Genomic DNA, 14,549 nt, shown 5'->3' with positions numbered 1-14,549 from the left:
AATCGACGACTGTGGCTTTTCAACGATGCGCTCATGCTGCGTTGCGGGTCATTAAGGCCGATGGCTCAAATCGACCCATAGCGGTCGGTCGATCGGCCATTCGGGTAAAGTCGGTAATCCGGTGCAGTTCGGCCGTTGACCGTCCTGCTTGAGCCTTGATCTGCTAAGCATGCGGTGCGGCTACGCGATGTCTCCGTCGTCAACACTGAAATCGGATCACGCTGCCGATGACGCAAGTTGCTTGTTGCGGCCGACGAGAAACTGGATCAGTCCGTCGACGCCGCTTTGCTGGATCTTGTCGTTGAATTGCGTACGGTAGGTCTGGATCAGCCACGCGCCGAGCACGTTCATGTCATAGACGCGCCAACCCTGGTGTGACTTGTACAGCCGGTAGTCGATTTGCACTTCGCCGTTCTTGCCTGAGGCGATTGTGCGTACTACCGCATCGGTGTCGCTCGACCCACTATGCGAAGGTGGGTATTCGAATTTTTGATCCGTGTTGATAAGGGTGAGTGCGCCGGCATACGTGTGGATAAGCAACTGCCTGAACTGCTCGACAACCTGGTTCTGTTGCTCGGGAGTCGAAGTGCGCCAGAAGCGGCCCATCGCGTACTGCGTAGTGCGGCGAAAGTCGACGTATGGGAGGATGTCCCGGTTTACGATATCCATGATGCGCGGGATGTCGTCGGGCGTGAGTGCCTGCTGGCGCACCTCGTCCAGGATTTTCTGCGTCACTGTTTGGATGAGTCTCTGCGGGTCGGTCTGGTCGTCGATTTGGGCGGACCACGCGTGCTCAGGCACGCACAGCAACCCGATGCACGCCCCGATTGCGAGCGATGCGACGAACGCGGAGCGGACAATGGTGCTTCGGCAGAAGTGCTTCATTGCAAACCTCGATTTTGGGAAAGAGCCCGGCAGACCGCCGAAGCGGTCACGGTGAGGTCCGCGCATGTTTTTGCCGGTTACTTACCTGTTTCGGAACATGTGACGGCTTGTCCGGCTGGATCATTTCCTGCCAAGACCCGCCCATTTTCGCCCCGACCCGCTCTGCAATATCTCTGGATGGAAAATTCAGTCGTATCCTACGAAAGGTTTCCGGCCAGCGCTTCCGCCTGTCCGCGTCAGACGATGCTCCCAACGTTCCTAACGAGTGAACCAGCAGTATTGCAGCGATAGAGAGAAGGTCTGAAAATTTTCCACCGACGCGTGTTATCAGACCCATTCGACGGAACCGACAACGTGAGATCGTTCCGGACGGTGCGTTGCAGGTCTTGGTCCTTTACATCGCTTACACTCGCTCGGCCGCCCGTGAAGTAGGTCATATCTGTCGCGGGCGCCAAAATCTAGCCCCCACGCCATTGAAAAACGGGCATCGGCGCCTTGCTGCGTTGATGGCCTCTGAATAAGTCATCGATGTCGGTGAACAGCCAAACGGCGGCCGTGCCGTCCCACCAAATTGGAAAACAGACCACAGATTTTTCCCCCTACCTATCCCGTAAGAAAGAGCGAATAATAAGTTCCGGTCGCGCTCATAAATTATTGGATTGCTGATTGCATACCCTTTCAACGCTAATAAGCGGCGGTGGTACCGGGGATTTTGTTGTTAGCGTTTGTGAAATTTTGGTTATCCGCGGAGCTATCTGTCAACAATCTTCGGGAGCGGTTCAATGAGAAGGAACATTTTGGCGGCAGCCCTTCTGGGCATGTTTGCGAGCGCCGCGCAGGCGCAAAGCAGCGTCACGCTGTACGGCCTGATCGATGCCGGCATCACCTACACGAACAGCCAGCTCACCAGCCAAGGCGGGCGCAGCAATGTGCAGATGACCAGCGGCTCTGTGGAGGGCAGCCGCTGGGGCTTGCGCGGGGCGGAAGATCTGGGGGGTGGCCTGAAGGCAATCTTCACGTTGGAAAGCGGCTTTAACGTGAACAACGGGACCTATTCACAGAGCGGTCGGGAGTTTGGCCGTCAGGCCTTTGTCGGCCTGTCCAGCGTCGATTTTGGTGCTGTCACGTTAGGCCGCCAGTACGACAGCATGATCGACTATGTCGGACCGCTGGCGCTGACTGGCACGGAGTATGGCGGCACGCACTTCGCACACCCGTTCAACAACGATAACCTGAATAACAACTCATTCTCGATCAACAACTCAGTCAAATACCAAAGTGCTAACTATGCGGGATTCCGGTTTGGTGGGCTGTACGGCTTTTCAAATGCGGCGGGGGCTTTTGCGAACAATCGCGCGTATAGCGTGGGCGCATCGTATAGTTGGGGCCCCCTGAACTTTGGCGCCGGGTACCTTCACCTGAATAATGGCGCAAGTTCGCAGGCGGCGGCCAATTTCAACGCCAACGGCGCCGTGACGGACGGGCAGACGCTTAGTGCCGCGCGCCAACAAACCTGGGGAGCGGGGGTGAACTACGCGTTCGGACCGGCAGTCGTTGGGTTCGTGTATACACAGACCAACCTGACTGAGATATTCCAGACCGGTTTGAGTACCCATATCCAGAACTTCGAGGGCAATATCCGCTATAACCTGACGCCAGCGATGAACGTGTCGGGCGCCTATACATACTCACGCGCGGGAGGCAACACAGGAAGCGGTACTCCGCATTGGAACCAGGTTGGTCTGCAAACGGGTTACAACCTCTCCAAACGCACGGATGTGTATCTGCAAGGTGTCTATCAGTCAGTCAGCACGAGCCAGAACACCGCACTGGGGGTGGCATTCATTAATGGATTGAGCGCGCCTTCATCGACTAGCAACCAAGTCGAGGTGACCGCGGGCGTGCGTCATCGCTTTTAGGTGATCGGGAACGCGGCAGCAATTCGGCAATTCGCCACCTCGCGCGGGTCGAGCGACACTTTCGCCGCGCTGCGCTTGTGAGAAAATCGCAGATCGCGTCGCCTCGCTTTGCCTTAACGATGTGGCGATTCATTTCGACGCGCAGGTGCTGGGACGGAATTGTCCAAGCACGCTGCGCGCAAACCATCAACGCTGAGCCGTGGACAACTCCACGATCATTTCACTGCCGACCCGCCACGCAGCACCTGAATCGCCGTGGCCGACACGAACTCGGCCCGCACGGTGTCGCCGGTCTTCAGTCCGTCGAGCGAGACGTCCGGCGCAAGCTGGAAGACTTCGGTACGGTTCGGTCCGCGCAGCGTGACCAAGCGCTTCTTCGCGTCGATCTTCTGGATCGTCGCGAGGATTTGCACGCTGCGGGCCGTTGCAGTCACACCGCCCGAAGCGGGAATCGTCGCTTCGGTGTCGACCCGCTCCCGAATCCCCGTTGATTTCACCTTTGTCGCACGCACGAGTAGCGCGTTCCGATATTGGATGTTGACCGTATCGCCGATCTGCAACTTCTTCACGTCGCCGACTTCGGGATTGACCGCGACCTCAACAATGCGGCCCTGCGGGCCCTGAAGCGCCACGCTGTTGGTCGCCGGATCGATGCCGACCACATGCGCCTGAACCTCGGCAACCGTGGCGACGCCACGCGCGTCGCCGCCCGCGCCCGATGCTGCGTCCTGCGCGATGGCCGTATCAGCGAACGCCATCGCGGCGATTGCGGTTGCGCGTACGAGGCCCTTTCTGAGAACTCGCGATTGAGCTTTAGGTGACATACGATGCTCCTTGCGTGGGTGAGAAGACGGTCGGCCGACGCGACTAGCGACGCGATTTGGAAAGCAAATGTCCCAAACCGAGCTTGGTTGCAATCTGCCAGATGTAGACGCGCGAGAAACGCACGCCATATCGTTGTTCGACGAGCCCGCGCAGGCGGGCGTTGGTCCATGCGTCGCTCTCGAAGCCATGTTCGCGCGCCGCGCCTTGCAACGCCAAGGCGATCCATTCGAGCGCCTCCTGGTCGAGGACCGAGGAGCGCCCGCCGACGCCCATCTTCTGCAGCGCTTCAAGCCCGCCCTCCTTCACGATGGCCTGATAGCGCTTCACGGTCTGAGTCGAGAGATGCAGTTGCTCAGCGACCGCATCCACCGATGCGCCGTCGAGCAACATCTGCCCGGCGGTCATCCGGCGCACGACACTCGGGAGTTTCTCTGCTCGGGAATGCATCTGCACATCCATCGTTGTGATCGCAGGGACGCGGCTGTCGCCGTCGCGGCGGCGACCGCTGCTATTGCTGCGTTCGTGGAAAGTGCCATCCGCTTCCGGTGCGGACCTCGAAGTTCATTACGCATAGCAATACACGATTTTCATCGAACTCTGGGAAAAGACACGGAAATTCACTAGGACCGCAGCTTCCGACTGCGCGTTGATTCAGCTATGCATGCTCCGGACGGGGCCGAAGAAGACTGCCCCAGCTTGCGGGGTCAGCTCGGCCACGATCCGGTAGTTTGTGCTCTCCTTTATCGGTCGCATTCATCGATGATTCTCCTGGCGCAACCACTCGACATTCAAATGGCTAAGGGGGAAACCTTGGTTCCTTCAAGCGACAAATTGCCCATCAGCCCGGCATTTGTCAGGGCGATGACTTGAACCGGCGCCGTCGCGGTCGTCGTGTCGACCGAGCCGTTGGCACCTACTTTTACAACCGCGACGGAAGCGTCTGCGCCCGCCGTCCATCCCTTTGATTGCCGAAACTGATTCAAGGCATCCTGGGTCAGGAAGAGAAAGACAAGTGCCTTCGATTGCGCACCCGCCAAGAAACCAAATGCGGCCGAAACCGTGCTGTAGTAGCCGACCGACGTCCCACCTACACGTAGCGCGCCCTCGCCATATTGACCACCGACGACAAAGCCCACCTCCACGACGGACGGAAACACAAGCATTCCTTGAGATTTGGCGATAAGTTCGCGCGACCCCGGCACGGCCGAATATACGCGCGAGATTGTGCCGTCAACACTCGCGTCGATCGACTGACGCTTCGACATATCGGTGGCAGCCGTTGGCGCTTGATCCCTCGTCATCGTACATCCGACTAGTCCCAATGCCGCAATTGAGAACGAAGCCGTTGCGCTACGCATAAAGGTTCTTCTTTGCATGATGTGCTCCACGAGGCCGCTAACTCCCTCCAAATCGCCCACCGACCGGAAGTCCGTTAACAAGTTGAGATTTTGGCGCGTAGTAAGACAGTAGTCTGCGTCGTCCTTTCCAACTGTGTTCCATTTGAACTGCTTTCCGATATGAGCCAAGTGCTTTCGACGCACTGCAGTTTCATCGGTGAATCATGTACATGAGCGCCGATCAAGGCTTCGCCGTTGACCACGATCCGTCAGGATCGAACGAACGGAGCCGGCCCACCATGCGCGTGGTATCTGGGCCGAAGTTCTTCTGCACGAGCTTCCCTTCGTCGTTGACGAGGAATGTCATCACACCCGTCGCGCCATACGAGACAGGCCATGCCACGAGCGCGCACCCGTCGGCGAGCACGCCGTCTTGTTCATAGTCCTTGCGGCCTCCATTTGGGTGCGCACCTTGCGCCGCGAGAATCCGGTAGTGATAGCCGTGGTAGCCGCCCGAAGGCGCGCCGTTGCCTTGTTGCATCGCGATCGCGAGGGGTCCGAGCGGGCTTGGCGTTTCGCCCTGGGCGGCAGGCCAGTAAAGACCGTCACGCTGTCCCGGTCTGCTCACGAGGCGTCCCGCATAATGGTGCGTGAGCGCGCGATAGTCGCGCTGCGCATCAAGATAGGCGAGCGACGTCCGCATTGCTGCGCGCTCGTTGCGACCGATACGCCGCGTCATCAGTTCGTCCCGGCCGGCGACCGGATCGAAGCGCCAGCCGCGCTGCGTTTTCACGAGCGGAATCGGCAGCGTCCACTTGCTTGTGCCGACCGCGATGTGTGCGATCGCTGGCTTCTTTTCCGAAGCAGGCTCGGACACGATCTCATGGCCCTGCGACCACGCCCCGAGGAATCGATAGACATCGTCTTGATTGACATCCTGAGCGGGAATGAAGCGTCGAAAGTCGCTGCCGAGCACGCGCTGCATCGCTGCGTCGTCGTTGCTGGCAAGCGCGTCGACGAAGGCGCTGGCTCCGGCTTCGGGCGTCGGAAAGACGGCTTGCGCGCGGGCGCCCTGCACGCTCGAAACCAGGAGCCACGCGGCGAACAGCGTGCAGTTCAGGAAAGAATGGGTCATTGGAGTCTCCAGTCGCGCTCACATGCTAACGGCGAAAGCGGCCGCCGAATCCACCGCCGCCAAACCCGCCGCCCCCGAACCGGCCTCCGCCGCCGCCGAACCGGTCGCCACCGAATCCGCCGCCGCCAAAGTTGCCGGCGAGCGAACTGCGGCTATCCTCGCCGCGCTGCATGTCCTGACGCGCACCGTCGCCATCGCCGGCGTCACGCAGCGCGCTGTCGCGATTCGCGTAGTCGGCGTGACTCTGCAAGTCGCTCGCGCTGAACCCGCCCTTGTCGATGCCCTGCAAGCGCTGGCTCGCCGATCCGCTCATGTTCTCTCCGGTGCGGCTGTCGAAGGCCTGCATCGCCTGAGTGCGCGACGTGTCATATCCGCGATACGCGTCGTGTTGCGCGCCGCTGAAGTTCGCGTTGCGATTCCAGTTCGTCGTGCTGCCGCTCGCGCTGAGCCGGTTGTTGACGTTGATGTTGTTGTAATGATTGACGTTGACGTTCACTTCGTGACTATTCCAGTTGAAGCCGCCCCACAGCGCATTGGTCACCGCGATACCGGTGCCGAAGGCAAGACCCACGGCAAAACCGCTCGCGATCGCGTAACCGGGCGGCGGCGGGATATAGACGGGCGGATAAGCCGGGTATAGCCACGGTCCGTACACGAACGCGGGGTTGTAGGTCGGCACGTACACGACCTGCGGATTCACCGGCTGGATCTGGATGGTGCTCTGCTCGACCACGACTTTCTGCTGATCCCCCGATTTGAGGTTCCCCGCTTCGTGCGCCTGCTTGCGCAGCCGCTGGACGGAATCCATCACGTCGCTGGGTTGCGCGAGAAACGCATCGCCGATCTGCTTGACCCAATCGGGCTTCGACGCCATGGTGGCCAGCACCTGCGGAAATGCAACGAGCGACTGCACGCTCGGATCCCATGGCTGCGACGCGACCGCCTTCACGGCTTCGTCACCGGTCATCAATGCGTGATCCTTCGACCACGCCGCGGCCGATTCCACCTCTTTGGGATAGGTAGCGCCCATCAGCACCTGTGCGAGTAAAGGATCAGGATACAGCGCGATCGGCGCTGTCAGTGAATCGAGCTGTTGCCTTGAGACCTTGCCCGTGCCTTGCGCATGGGCGATGCCCAGCAACGCGATACTCATCACAAGCGGCACGACAAGCCCGGCGCAAAGCACGAGCATGGTTCGAGCGGATGCTGCGGACAGTTTCACGATCGAGCCCTCCCAGGACGCCAGTTCACACCCACTCGTGCACGCATTGCCACCGGATTTAGAATTTGATGTGCGCGCCGGCAAACGGACCGGCGGTTCTGACGTTGTAGTAAAACGACGAGGTGTTGTAGTCCTGCGCGAGGATCCGATATCCGGCGGTCATGCCGATCGTCTTGGAGACATCCCACGACACCGACGCGATCAGCTGCCACGAATACTTGGCACCTCCGGTTCCGACATCCGCGTAGCCCATGACCGACCAGTTGTCCGTGAATCGGTAAAAGGCACGCAAGCCCACCAGGGCGTCGACCCAGTCGACATTCGTGCTTCGTTGGTCACCGGCCGGCAAAACGGGACTAGGCGAAAAGGAAAGCTTTGCGTTGAGATTCGTGTAGCGCAGGCCTGCTATGAAATCCACGGGCGTTTTATCGCTCGGCAGAATACGGTAAGCGCCAACCGCCTGAACGATTCCATTGTCCAGTTGCAGGCGTGCCGTACCCAACCGCCCGCCGAGTATCGGCTCTGACGTGGTCGATACATTGACGTAAAACCCATCGACGATGATCGCCCAGCGACCTTTGCGTGCTTCGAAGGCCGCCATCACGCCGAAGTCGAGATCTCGCCAGATATTGGAGAAGTGGGCATCCACGTTCTGACCGGGAATCACTTGCCCGATGCGCACATTGCCGCTCTGACCCGCGAGCCATAAGTAGGGCGTCAGCGTGAATTGCCAGCCGTCCGGACCGGACGACGTCGGTTGCGTCTCGGCGCGTGCCGCCGTCGCGACGATGGTCAGCGATGCACAGACCGCCCATGCCACCATGCGCCGCTGCGATCTCGCCATCATGTCTGCACCCTCTCCAAAGACGGCGCCATCCGTTAGCAACGCGTACCGGATCATCAGTTGCCGGGGAATATCCGATTCCAGTCCTGCTTCACGTCGACGACGATCCATCCGTTGCGTGGCGCCTCGCCGAGTGCCTTGTCCAGTTTTCCAACCTTCGAGGTGCGGTCGTAAGCATATTCTCGCTCGGCATCCGTATGGTGAATGATCACCCCAAGCCGGACGCCCTTTCCGGCCGTCGTCCATCTGAGCATCTGCATGCCGCCACTCGCAATAACCAAATGCCGCGATGGGCCTCCTGCCGATGCAGGACGCCGGCTGTTTCTGCCGGAGCCTGCGATGGACGCCGCGAAACGACTTTTATGCCCGCTCAATGATGCGCCCCGCCGCCCGCATCATCGAGCTGGCGCATCACAGCGTCCAGGTTAAATGATGCAGGCTTCTGACGCGGCGGATAGGCCTTGAAATTCTCGATCTGCGACGCTACCACCGCTTGCATCGCGTATAGCAGATAGGCATGGGAGATCATCCAGTCGTAGTATGTGTTTGAGCTCTCGTCCGCTCGCTCGAACGGGTCCCGCCGAAGATGGAACATCTTTGGAATCCGCAGCCGAACAAAGGGCTCCGCCCAGCACGCCAACTGCTTGGCGCGCTGTTCCAGCAAGACCATTTTCCAGTCACGCACACGGATCGCCATCACGTCGCCGTCGTCGCTGATATAGAAAAACGATTCCCGCGGGCTTTCTTTCACTTCCCCGGTCAGATAGGGAAGCATGTTGAAACCGTCCAGGTGGACCTTGTACGTTTTCTCGCCAGCTTTGTATCCCTTAAGCAGCTTTTCCTTGACCTCCGGCTCGCCAGCCGCCGCGAGAAAGGTCGTCATCCAGTCCTGGTGCGTGACTATCCCGTTAAGAACGGTGCCAGCAGGTATTTTCCCCGGCCACCGAACGAACGCCGGAACACGCCAGCCGCCTTCCCAGTTCGTATTCTTTTCGGACCGAAAGGGGGTGATACCCGCGTCGGGCCAACTATTGAAGTGCGGGCCATTATCCGTCGAGTACATGACGATCGTATCTTCGGCAATTCCCAATTCATCGAGCTTTCCCAGCATCTTGCCGATGTTCTCGTCGTGCGCCACCATGACGTCGTTATAGTCGCCCTGCCCACTCTTGCCCTTGTGCTTTTCTGCGCAATGCGTGCGGAAATGCATGGCTGTCGTGTTGTACCAGACGAAGAACGGTTTAGCCTCGTTGTGAGCCTTATCGATGAATGCGCAAGCAAGCGACGTCGTTTCTTCATCGATCGTTTCCATGCGCTTTTTGGTAAGCGCACCGGTATCTTCGATCTTCTGACCGCCATTGCCATCAGACCGGCAGTGGAGCACCCCTCTAGGACCGAAGCGTTCCCTGAATGCAGGATCCTTTGGATAATCGGGATCCTCGGGTTCCTCTTCCGCATTCAGGTGATAGAGATTGCCGAAGAACTCATCGAAACCATGCATGGTGGGCAAAAATTCATCTTTGTCGCCCAAATGGTTCTTGCCGAATTGCCCGGTGACATAACCGAGCGGCTTGAGCATTTCCGCAATCGTGGGATCTTCCGCTGATAGACCGACGTCTGCACCCGGCATACCGACCTTGGTCAGTCCCGTGCGGATCGGATTCTGTCCCGTAATGAATGCCGCGCGACCAGCCGTACAACTCTGCTGAGCGTAGTAGTCCGTGAATGCCACGCCCTCGTTGGCAATGCGATCGATATTGGGCGTGCGATAACCCATTTGCCCACGGCTATTGAAGCTGATGTTCCACCATCCGATATCATCGCCCCAAAGAATCAGGATATTCGGTTGCTTTGTCGCCATGATTGCTTCCACTCCTTTCAGAAAGCGCCCGACGTGCCATGCGCAAGCCGGACGAAGCGGGTTCATCAATCACCGAACTGAGCCAGCATGACGCTCGCCGGTCCCCGCCCGGTGAGCTAGTAACGGCCACCGACGTCTTTGCGCGCCACCTTCTTCTCACGAAGTGCGCTGCGCCTCACTGCTCCCTGGGTCGAACGGATGACGCGGCGTGTTGTTGCCATGGCAGAACTTGAACTTCCTGCCGCTGCCGCATCGACAAGGCACATACGGGCCCCGCCGCTTGTCTTCGATGGCGATCGTCTCCATTACGTCTGACGGCGGACGGCCATCATGATAGAGTTTTGCCATCGTTTCCATTGCATGGCGCGACTGCGTAAAGAACAACTCCAGCCCGGCGCACAAATAGTTATGGCCAGCTTCGCCGTCGCGTGAAAGCGCGAAACGGTCTTTCGGGCAACCGCCATTGCATAACGCCCTCACTTTGCAGTTTCTGCACTGTGCCGTAAGCGAATCGCGCTTGTCGAGTCCGAACTTGCGTTGCTCGGGCGACGCAATGAGTTCGAGCATGTGCGTGTCATGGATATTGCCCAGGCGATATCCGGGTTCGACGAAGTGATCGCACGAATACAGGTCGCCGTTGTATTCGAGCGCGGGGCCGAGGCCGCAAGTCGGCGCATGAATGCACAACAGATGGCGGCCAAAGAAAGCCTCCAGCGTCACATCGAACAACTGCACGAAGACGCGGCCGACGTCGCGACGCACCCATTCTTCGAAGACATCCATGAGGAAAAGACCATACTGCCTCGCGCCGACCGAACGATCGGTGACGAGATTGCCGGTCTGCGTGTACAGCACGCGCTTGCGGCCTTCCTGTTCGCTCCAGCCGCGATTCGCTAGCTGAATTGTCTGTTCCGTTGCGCGCTCGATTATAGGAATGAACTGAATCCATTTTGCGCCGAGTTCATCGCGAAAGAAACGATAAACCGAGCGACCATGGTGCTCATTGGCGGAATTGACGGTACACAAAATGTTGAACTCGACGCCATGCTTGCATAATTGCTTCCACCCGTTCATGACCAGATCGAAGGTGCCCTGTGCGCGACGATCGACGCGGAAAGTGTCGTGCACCTCACGCGGACCATCGACGCTCAGGCCCACGAGAAAGTCATGCGCTTTAAAAAATTCGCACCATTCGTCGTCGAGCAAAATGCCGTTGGTCTGAAATGTATGTTTCACTATCTGTCCGGGCTTGCGGTATTTCTCGACGAAATCGACCGCGTGCCTGAAGAACTCGACTTTCATCAACGTGGGTTCGCCGCCTTGCCACGCCACGGTCACCTCCGGCATGCGGTGCGACTCCAGCAATTGACGAATGTAAGTTTCCAGCGTCGCACGAGACATCCGATGCTTTTCGTTCGGATACAGCGCCTCTTTCGACAGGAAGAAGCAGTATTTGCAGTCTATGTTGCAGGTCGAGCCGCTAGGCTTGGCCAGCAGATGGAAGCGCGGCGGCGCATCCGGCCGCCATATTGCGGCCGGCTGGGGATCGTCAGTAATCGATGAAGAAGCGCATGTCCGCATCGTGGCCTCCATCGCCGCAACCCCCTCGATTATCAAAGTGCTGAAAGATTCAACCGTCCGGCGGGCGCCTCAACATCTGAAAAGGACAGAAATTCGGAAGCAGATAGTCGCAGACAAAAACGTAATCCGTATTTAATACAGCTTGCGGCCGAAAAGCAAACGTAATTCGTGACTTTCAATCAAACGCAATGCGGCAAACCTTGATGGCTCGAGCGCCCAGGTCCTTCTTGCGCCACTCAATGGGCGCAGAGTACAGAGATCGCCTTCGCTATCGTTATGCTAGGGGAGCACCTACATAAGAAGCGCACGATGCGATTCGTCTTCGAAGGGCGCTTCTCGCAATCCTGCCCCCCATGAATTAGATTAACGTTGACGCACGCGAGCCGCCGTTATATCTGTTCGTGACAGTTGCTGGAACGCATTGCCCCAACTCGATCCGACAAAATTCTTGTGGAGGCTGGTGTGGCTAACGTAGAAGCGCGCTCGGCGAATAAACTGGCCGAAGAACGAACTGACCTCGCAACGACGCGCACGCTGATGGCAGCCGATCGCACACTGATGGCATGGACGCGCACCGCGCTCTCGATGATCAGCTTCGGCTTTACGATCTATAAGCTGCTCGAGGGATTCAGGGAAGCGGGCGTTCATCTGGCGCATCCGCATAGTCCTCGAAGCATCGGCCTGTTTCTCACGGGAATGGGTACCGTATCGATGGTGTTGGGAACGATCGAGTACTGGCGATTGATCGTCAGTCTGCGCGAGTATCATCCCGTCAGCATTTGCCGGCCGACATTTTTCGTCGCGTTGGTCATGGCCCTTGCGGGTAGCTTCCTTTTTATGAGCATCATCATAAGGTTGCTCTAGGCGCAGGTGAGACGCAGCATGCAGCAGTCGCTTCATCGATCTCGTTCGGGATCGCATGGTCGCTGTACCTATTCGAAGGTGCCAGTGTCGTGACTGAAACCCTGATGATCCTGCTCAAACTCTCCATTGGCGTGCTTATCGCCTGTGTCGGCGCCGGAACGTCGTTTTCCGAATTGACTTACGTATGGCGGCGGCCCGGGCTGTTGATCCGCTCTCTCGCAGCGATGTATGTCCTCGTTCCTCTGGTCGCCTTTGGACTTGTGTTGGTCATGCCCATCGAGCGAGGAGTCAAGGCGGCAATGCTCGCGCTCGCCGTGTCCGCGGGCGCGCCGCTGCTTCCAAAAAGGTTGAAGACACTGCATATCGAGCAATACATTTTTAGTCTGTTGATCACGTCCTCGCTCGTGGCCATTGTCGCCGTACCCATTTGGACGGTGCTGTTGAGCGCCTACTTCGACGTTGAGGTGAAGCTACCAGTACGCACTGTCGTCACGGACATTGCCAAAACCATTCTTCTACCGATTCTGATCGGCATGGGGCTTCGCTTCGTTTTCCCGGTCTCATCGGAACGGCTTTCGAACCGGGTCATGATCGCCGCCTGGGTTGTTCTGGCCGTTACGGGCATCATCCTGCTGGTTGTCCATAGAGAGCACCTAGCGGGTCTCACTTGGCAAGGCGTGCTTTCGTTCGTGGCGCTGATGATTGTGGCACTGTTCATCGGTCAGATTCTTGGCGGCCCCGACCCCGATGAGCGAACGGCGCTGGCGATCGCCTGCGCAATGCGGCACGTCGGCATTGCGTTGGTAGTCGCAACCGAGTTCGTCGGGGTAAGGACCTTGGTGCTTGTCGTCGCGTATTTCGTCACCGCCTTCATTGTGTCTAGCATCTATTTGAAATCGCGACGACGATGATTCTTAAGTTTATGGCGAGGGACTCATTCGAAACCTGTGCTACTGCGGGTCGAGTCATGCCGGCTACGATAACCTCTACGCAGGTTCGCTGGCAGCTCGTGGTTTAGTCGCGGTCGTCGGCTCTATGCGGACGGTTGGCGCTTGGTTCCGGCACAGGACTACCGGTATGTGAAATTTGAGGCCTCCGATCATCTCGCCGGAGCCTCAGCGCAACGGTCCGCTTGCTTTTGAGATTGTAGGACCCCTGCCCGGCCCGCATGCAAGTTATCTCGGCAACCACCCCGCGCTCGGCCGGCAAAGGGCCGTCGGCTTCGCACAGTCCGGCTATGGGAAATGAAACGAAGGGGATCAAAACGGTTTGCGGTTGCTTTTCTTTTCATAAGCGTCGTGCTGTCGCTCTCAGCTTACAGCAGCACCGTGCCCATGCCCGTGATAACGCAGACCTCCGCTCCGGAGAGCGATCCCAAGGCGCTGGGTGTTGCCCCGGGTCACGGCTGGGTCGTCGTCGATATGAAGTCCGACTGGGACCGGAACTTCCCAACCGAGTAGTGCGTTGGGGATGTGATGGCTCATCAGTGGGCCTCGTTAGTCGAAGCGTTAGACTCGGGCCGTACGAAGAAGATCGAATGGCCGATTCCTGACTAGAACCGACGTTTGAGTATAGGAGTTGCGGTGCAGGCGAATGACGCCTCCTGGCCGAACCCAGAACTTTTTGCAGCCGGACATGCTCTTCCAGAGAGCCAGATAAATGAACTGCCCTTCGAGAACTTCCTTTGACGCTGATTGCAGTGTCGTAACAGTTCGCTGACAATGATGCAGGCCTGCTACTACGCAAATGTCTCAAAGCGCGGATCACGTTGCGGTCGGGCTTGCGGTCGTCAACCGACACATCGCGACTGCGGCGCCGTTCACGATGGGCGCGCTCCACGGATCGGCCGGCAAACGCCACCTGCGCAATGCCTTGCCGGAGGCCGCCACAAACGCTACCCGATGCCTCATTGATGCAGAATCGGCGCAACGGCCACAACGACACGACCTGAATACGATGGACGACCCAGAATCGCTTTCCCTGGCACTGCCCGACGGCTCTAAGGTCTCTGCGCTCCTCCGAGTGCCGGAGGACGCGCGAGCCCTATATGTCTTCGCGCACGGTGCCGGGGCGGGC

The 14,549-nt window shown here is 58.5% G+C and carries 14 protein-coding genes and 1 pseudogene; 5 read left to right on the top strand and 10 right to left on the bottom strand.

Translation table 11 applies throughout. The features are described from left to right. Positions 1-216: 216 nt before the first annotated feature. Positions 217-885, bottom strand: coding sequence for an MlaC/ttg2D family ABC transporter substrate-binding protein (locus AWB67_RS31365; protein ID WP_087659994.1), 669 nt, complete (start codon positions 883-885; stop codon positions 217-219). Positions 886-1,667: 782 nt separating this feature from the next. Here AWB67_RS31365 and AWB67_RS31355 point away from each other — a divergent pair. Next, positions 1,668-2,804 (top strand): porin, encoded by a 1,137-nt coding sequence (locus AWB67_RS31355; protein WP_087659993.1) that lies wholly within the window; start codon positions 1,668-1,670, stop codon positions 2,802-2,804. A gap of 215 nt (positions 2,805-3,019) precedes the next feature. On the opposite strand, the gene AWB67_RS31350 is transcribed toward AWB67_RS31355, so the two are convergent. From AWB67_RS31350 to AWB67_RS31310, 9 genes are all read right to left on the bottom strand, one after another. Continuing rightward, positions 3,020-3,628 (bottom strand): copper-binding protein, encoded by a 609-nt coding sequence (locus AWB67_RS31350; protein ID WP_159965016.1) that lies wholly within the window; start codon positions 3,626-3,628, stop codon positions 3,020-3,022. 43 nt (positions 3,629-3,671) lie between these two features. Continuing rightward, positions 3,672-4,076 carry a helix-turn-helix domain-containing protein gene (locus AWB67_RS31345; RefSeq protein WP_087659998.1) on the bottom strand — a complete coding sequence of 135 codons (405 nt, stop codon included), beginning with the start codon at positions 4,074-4,076 and terminating at the stop codon, positions 3,672-3,674. A 341-nt stretch (positions 4,077-4,417) separates the two neighbouring features. After that, positions 4,418-5,005, bottom strand: a complete 588-nt coding sequence (locus AWB67_RS31340; protein ID WP_087659997.1) for a BPSL1445 family SYLF domain-containing lipoprotein — start codon at positions 5,003-5,005, stop codon at positions 4,418-4,420. A gap of 202 nt (positions 5,006-5,207) precedes the next feature. Then, positions 5,208-6,101, bottom strand: coding sequence for a DUF2950 domain-containing protein (locus AWB67_RS31335; RefSeq protein ID WP_087659991.1), 894 nt, complete (start codon positions 6,099-6,101; stop codon positions 5,208-5,210). Between the two features lie 25 nt (positions 6,102-6,126). Further along, positions 6,127-7,323, bottom strand: a complete 1,197-nt coding sequence (locus AWB67_RS31330) for a DUF3300 domain-containing protein (RefSeq protein ID WP_235025432.1) — start codon at positions 7,321-7,323, stop codon at positions 6,127-6,129. A gap of 58 nt (positions 7,324-7,381) precedes the next feature. Continuing rightward, positions 7,382-8,278 (bottom strand): hypothetical protein, encoded by an 897-nt coding sequence (locus AWB67_RS31325; RefSeq protein WP_125477746.1) that lies wholly within the window; start codon positions 8,276-8,278, stop codon positions 7,382-7,384. Beyond that, positions 8,224-8,427, bottom strand: a complete 204-nt coding sequence (locus tag AWB67_RS31320; protein WP_087659988.1) for a hypothetical protein — start codon at positions 8,425-8,427, stop codon at positions 8,224-8,226. The genes AWB67_RS31325 and AWB67_RS31320 overlap by 55 nt, the downstream gene beginning before the upstream one ends. A gap of 110 nt (positions 8,428-8,537) precedes the next feature. Beyond that, positions 8,538-10,028, bottom strand: a complete 1,491-nt coding sequence (locus AWB67_RS31315; protein ID WP_087659987.1) for an arylsulfatase — start codon at positions 10,026-10,028, stop codon at positions 8,538-8,540. 156 nt (positions 10,029-10,184) lie between these two features. After that, the gene (locus tag AWB67_RS31310; protein WP_087659996.1) at positions 10,185-11,609 is read right to left on the bottom strand and encodes an anaerobic sulfatase maturase; all 1,425 of its coding nucleotides are present in this window, start codon (positions 11,607-11,609) and stop codon (positions 10,185-10,187) included. Here AWB67_RS31310 and AWB67_RS41520 point away from each other — a divergent pair. The 4 genes and pseudogenes from AWB67_RS41520 to AWB67_RS42265 all read left to right on the top strand — a co-directional run. Further along, a complete protein-coding gene (locus AWB67_RS41520) occupies positions 11,491-11,745 on the top strand; it encodes a hypothetical protein (RefSeq protein WP_235025433.1) in 255 nt (84 codons plus the stop codon). The genes AWB67_RS31310 and AWB67_RS41520 overlap by 119 nt on opposite strands. A gap of 326 nt (positions 11,746-12,071) precedes the next feature. After that, positions 12,072-12,473, top strand: coding sequence for a YidH family protein (locus tag AWB67_RS31305; protein WP_200822353.1), 402 nt, complete (start codon positions 12,072-12,074; stop codon positions 12,471-12,473). A gap of 89 nt (positions 12,474-12,562) precedes the next feature. Beyond that, positions 12,563-13,384, top strand: a complete 822-nt coding sequence (locus tag AWB67_RS31300; protein ID WP_125477745.1) for a bile acid:sodium symporter family protein — start codon at positions 12,563-12,565, stop codon at positions 13,382-13,384. A gap of 913 nt (positions 13,385-14,297) precedes the next feature. Continuing rightward, a pseudogene (locus AWB67_RS42265) lies at positions 14,298-14,549 on the top strand (hypothetical protein); the annotation flags it as partial.

Origin of the sequence: Caballeronia terrestris, assembly GCF_001544515.1 — a bacterium.
In the GTDB taxonomy this organism is placed as follows: Bacteria; Pseudomonadota; Gammaproteobacteria; order Burkholderiales; family Burkholderiaceae; genus Caballeronia; species Caballeronia terrestris.
Note: the sequence above shows the minus strand (reverse complement) of the source record. Positions and strands in the feature narration are given on the sequence as shown.

Excerpts from the sequence above, each read along its gene's own strand:
- AWB67_RS31365 (WP_087659994.1), bottom strand. The coding sequence starts at position 885 with ATGAAGCACTTCTGCCGAAGCACCATTGTCCGCTCCGCGTTCGTCGCA.
- AWB67_RS31355 (WP_087659993.1), top strand. The coding sequence starts at position 1,668 with ATGAGAAGGAACATTTTGGCGGCAGCCCTTCTGGGCATGTTTGCGAGC.
- AWB67_RS31350 (WP_159965016.1), bottom strand. The coding sequence starts at position 3,628 with ATGTCACCTAAAGCTCAATCGCGAGTTCTCAGAAAGGGCCTCGTACGC.
- AWB67_RS31345 (WP_087659998.1), bottom strand. The coding sequence starts at position 4,076 with ATGCATTCCCGAGCAGAGAAACTCCCGAGTGTCGTGCGCCGGATGACC.
- AWB67_RS31340 (WP_087659997.1), bottom strand. The coding sequence starts at position 5,005 with ATGCAAAGAAGAACCTTTATGCGTAGCGCAACGGCTTCGTTCTCAATT.
- AWB67_RS31335 (WP_087659991.1), bottom strand. The coding sequence starts at position 6,101 with ATGACCCATTCTTTCCTGAACTGCACGCTGTTCGCCGCGTGGCTCCTG.
- AWB67_RS31325 (WP_125477746.1), bottom strand. The coding sequence starts at position 8,278 with ATGGATCGTCGTCGACGTGAAGCAGGACTGGAATCGGATATTCCCCGG.
- AWB67_RS31320 (WP_087659988.1), bottom strand. The coding sequence starts at position 8,427 with ATGCAGATGCTCAGATGGACGACGGCCGGAAAGGGCGTCCGGCTTGGG.
- AWB67_RS31315 (WP_087659987.1), bottom strand. The coding sequence starts at position 10,028 with ATGGCGACAAAGCAACCGAATATCCTGATTCTTTGGGGCGATGATATC.
- AWB67_RS41520 (WP_235025433.1), top strand. The coding sequence starts at position 11,491 with ATGTTGCAGGTCGAGCCGCTAGGCTTGGCCAGCAGATGGAAGCGCGGC.
- AWB67_RS31310 (WP_087659996.1), bottom strand. The coding sequence starts at position 11,609 with ATGCGGACATGCGCTTCTTCATCGATTACTGACGATCCCCAGCCGGCC.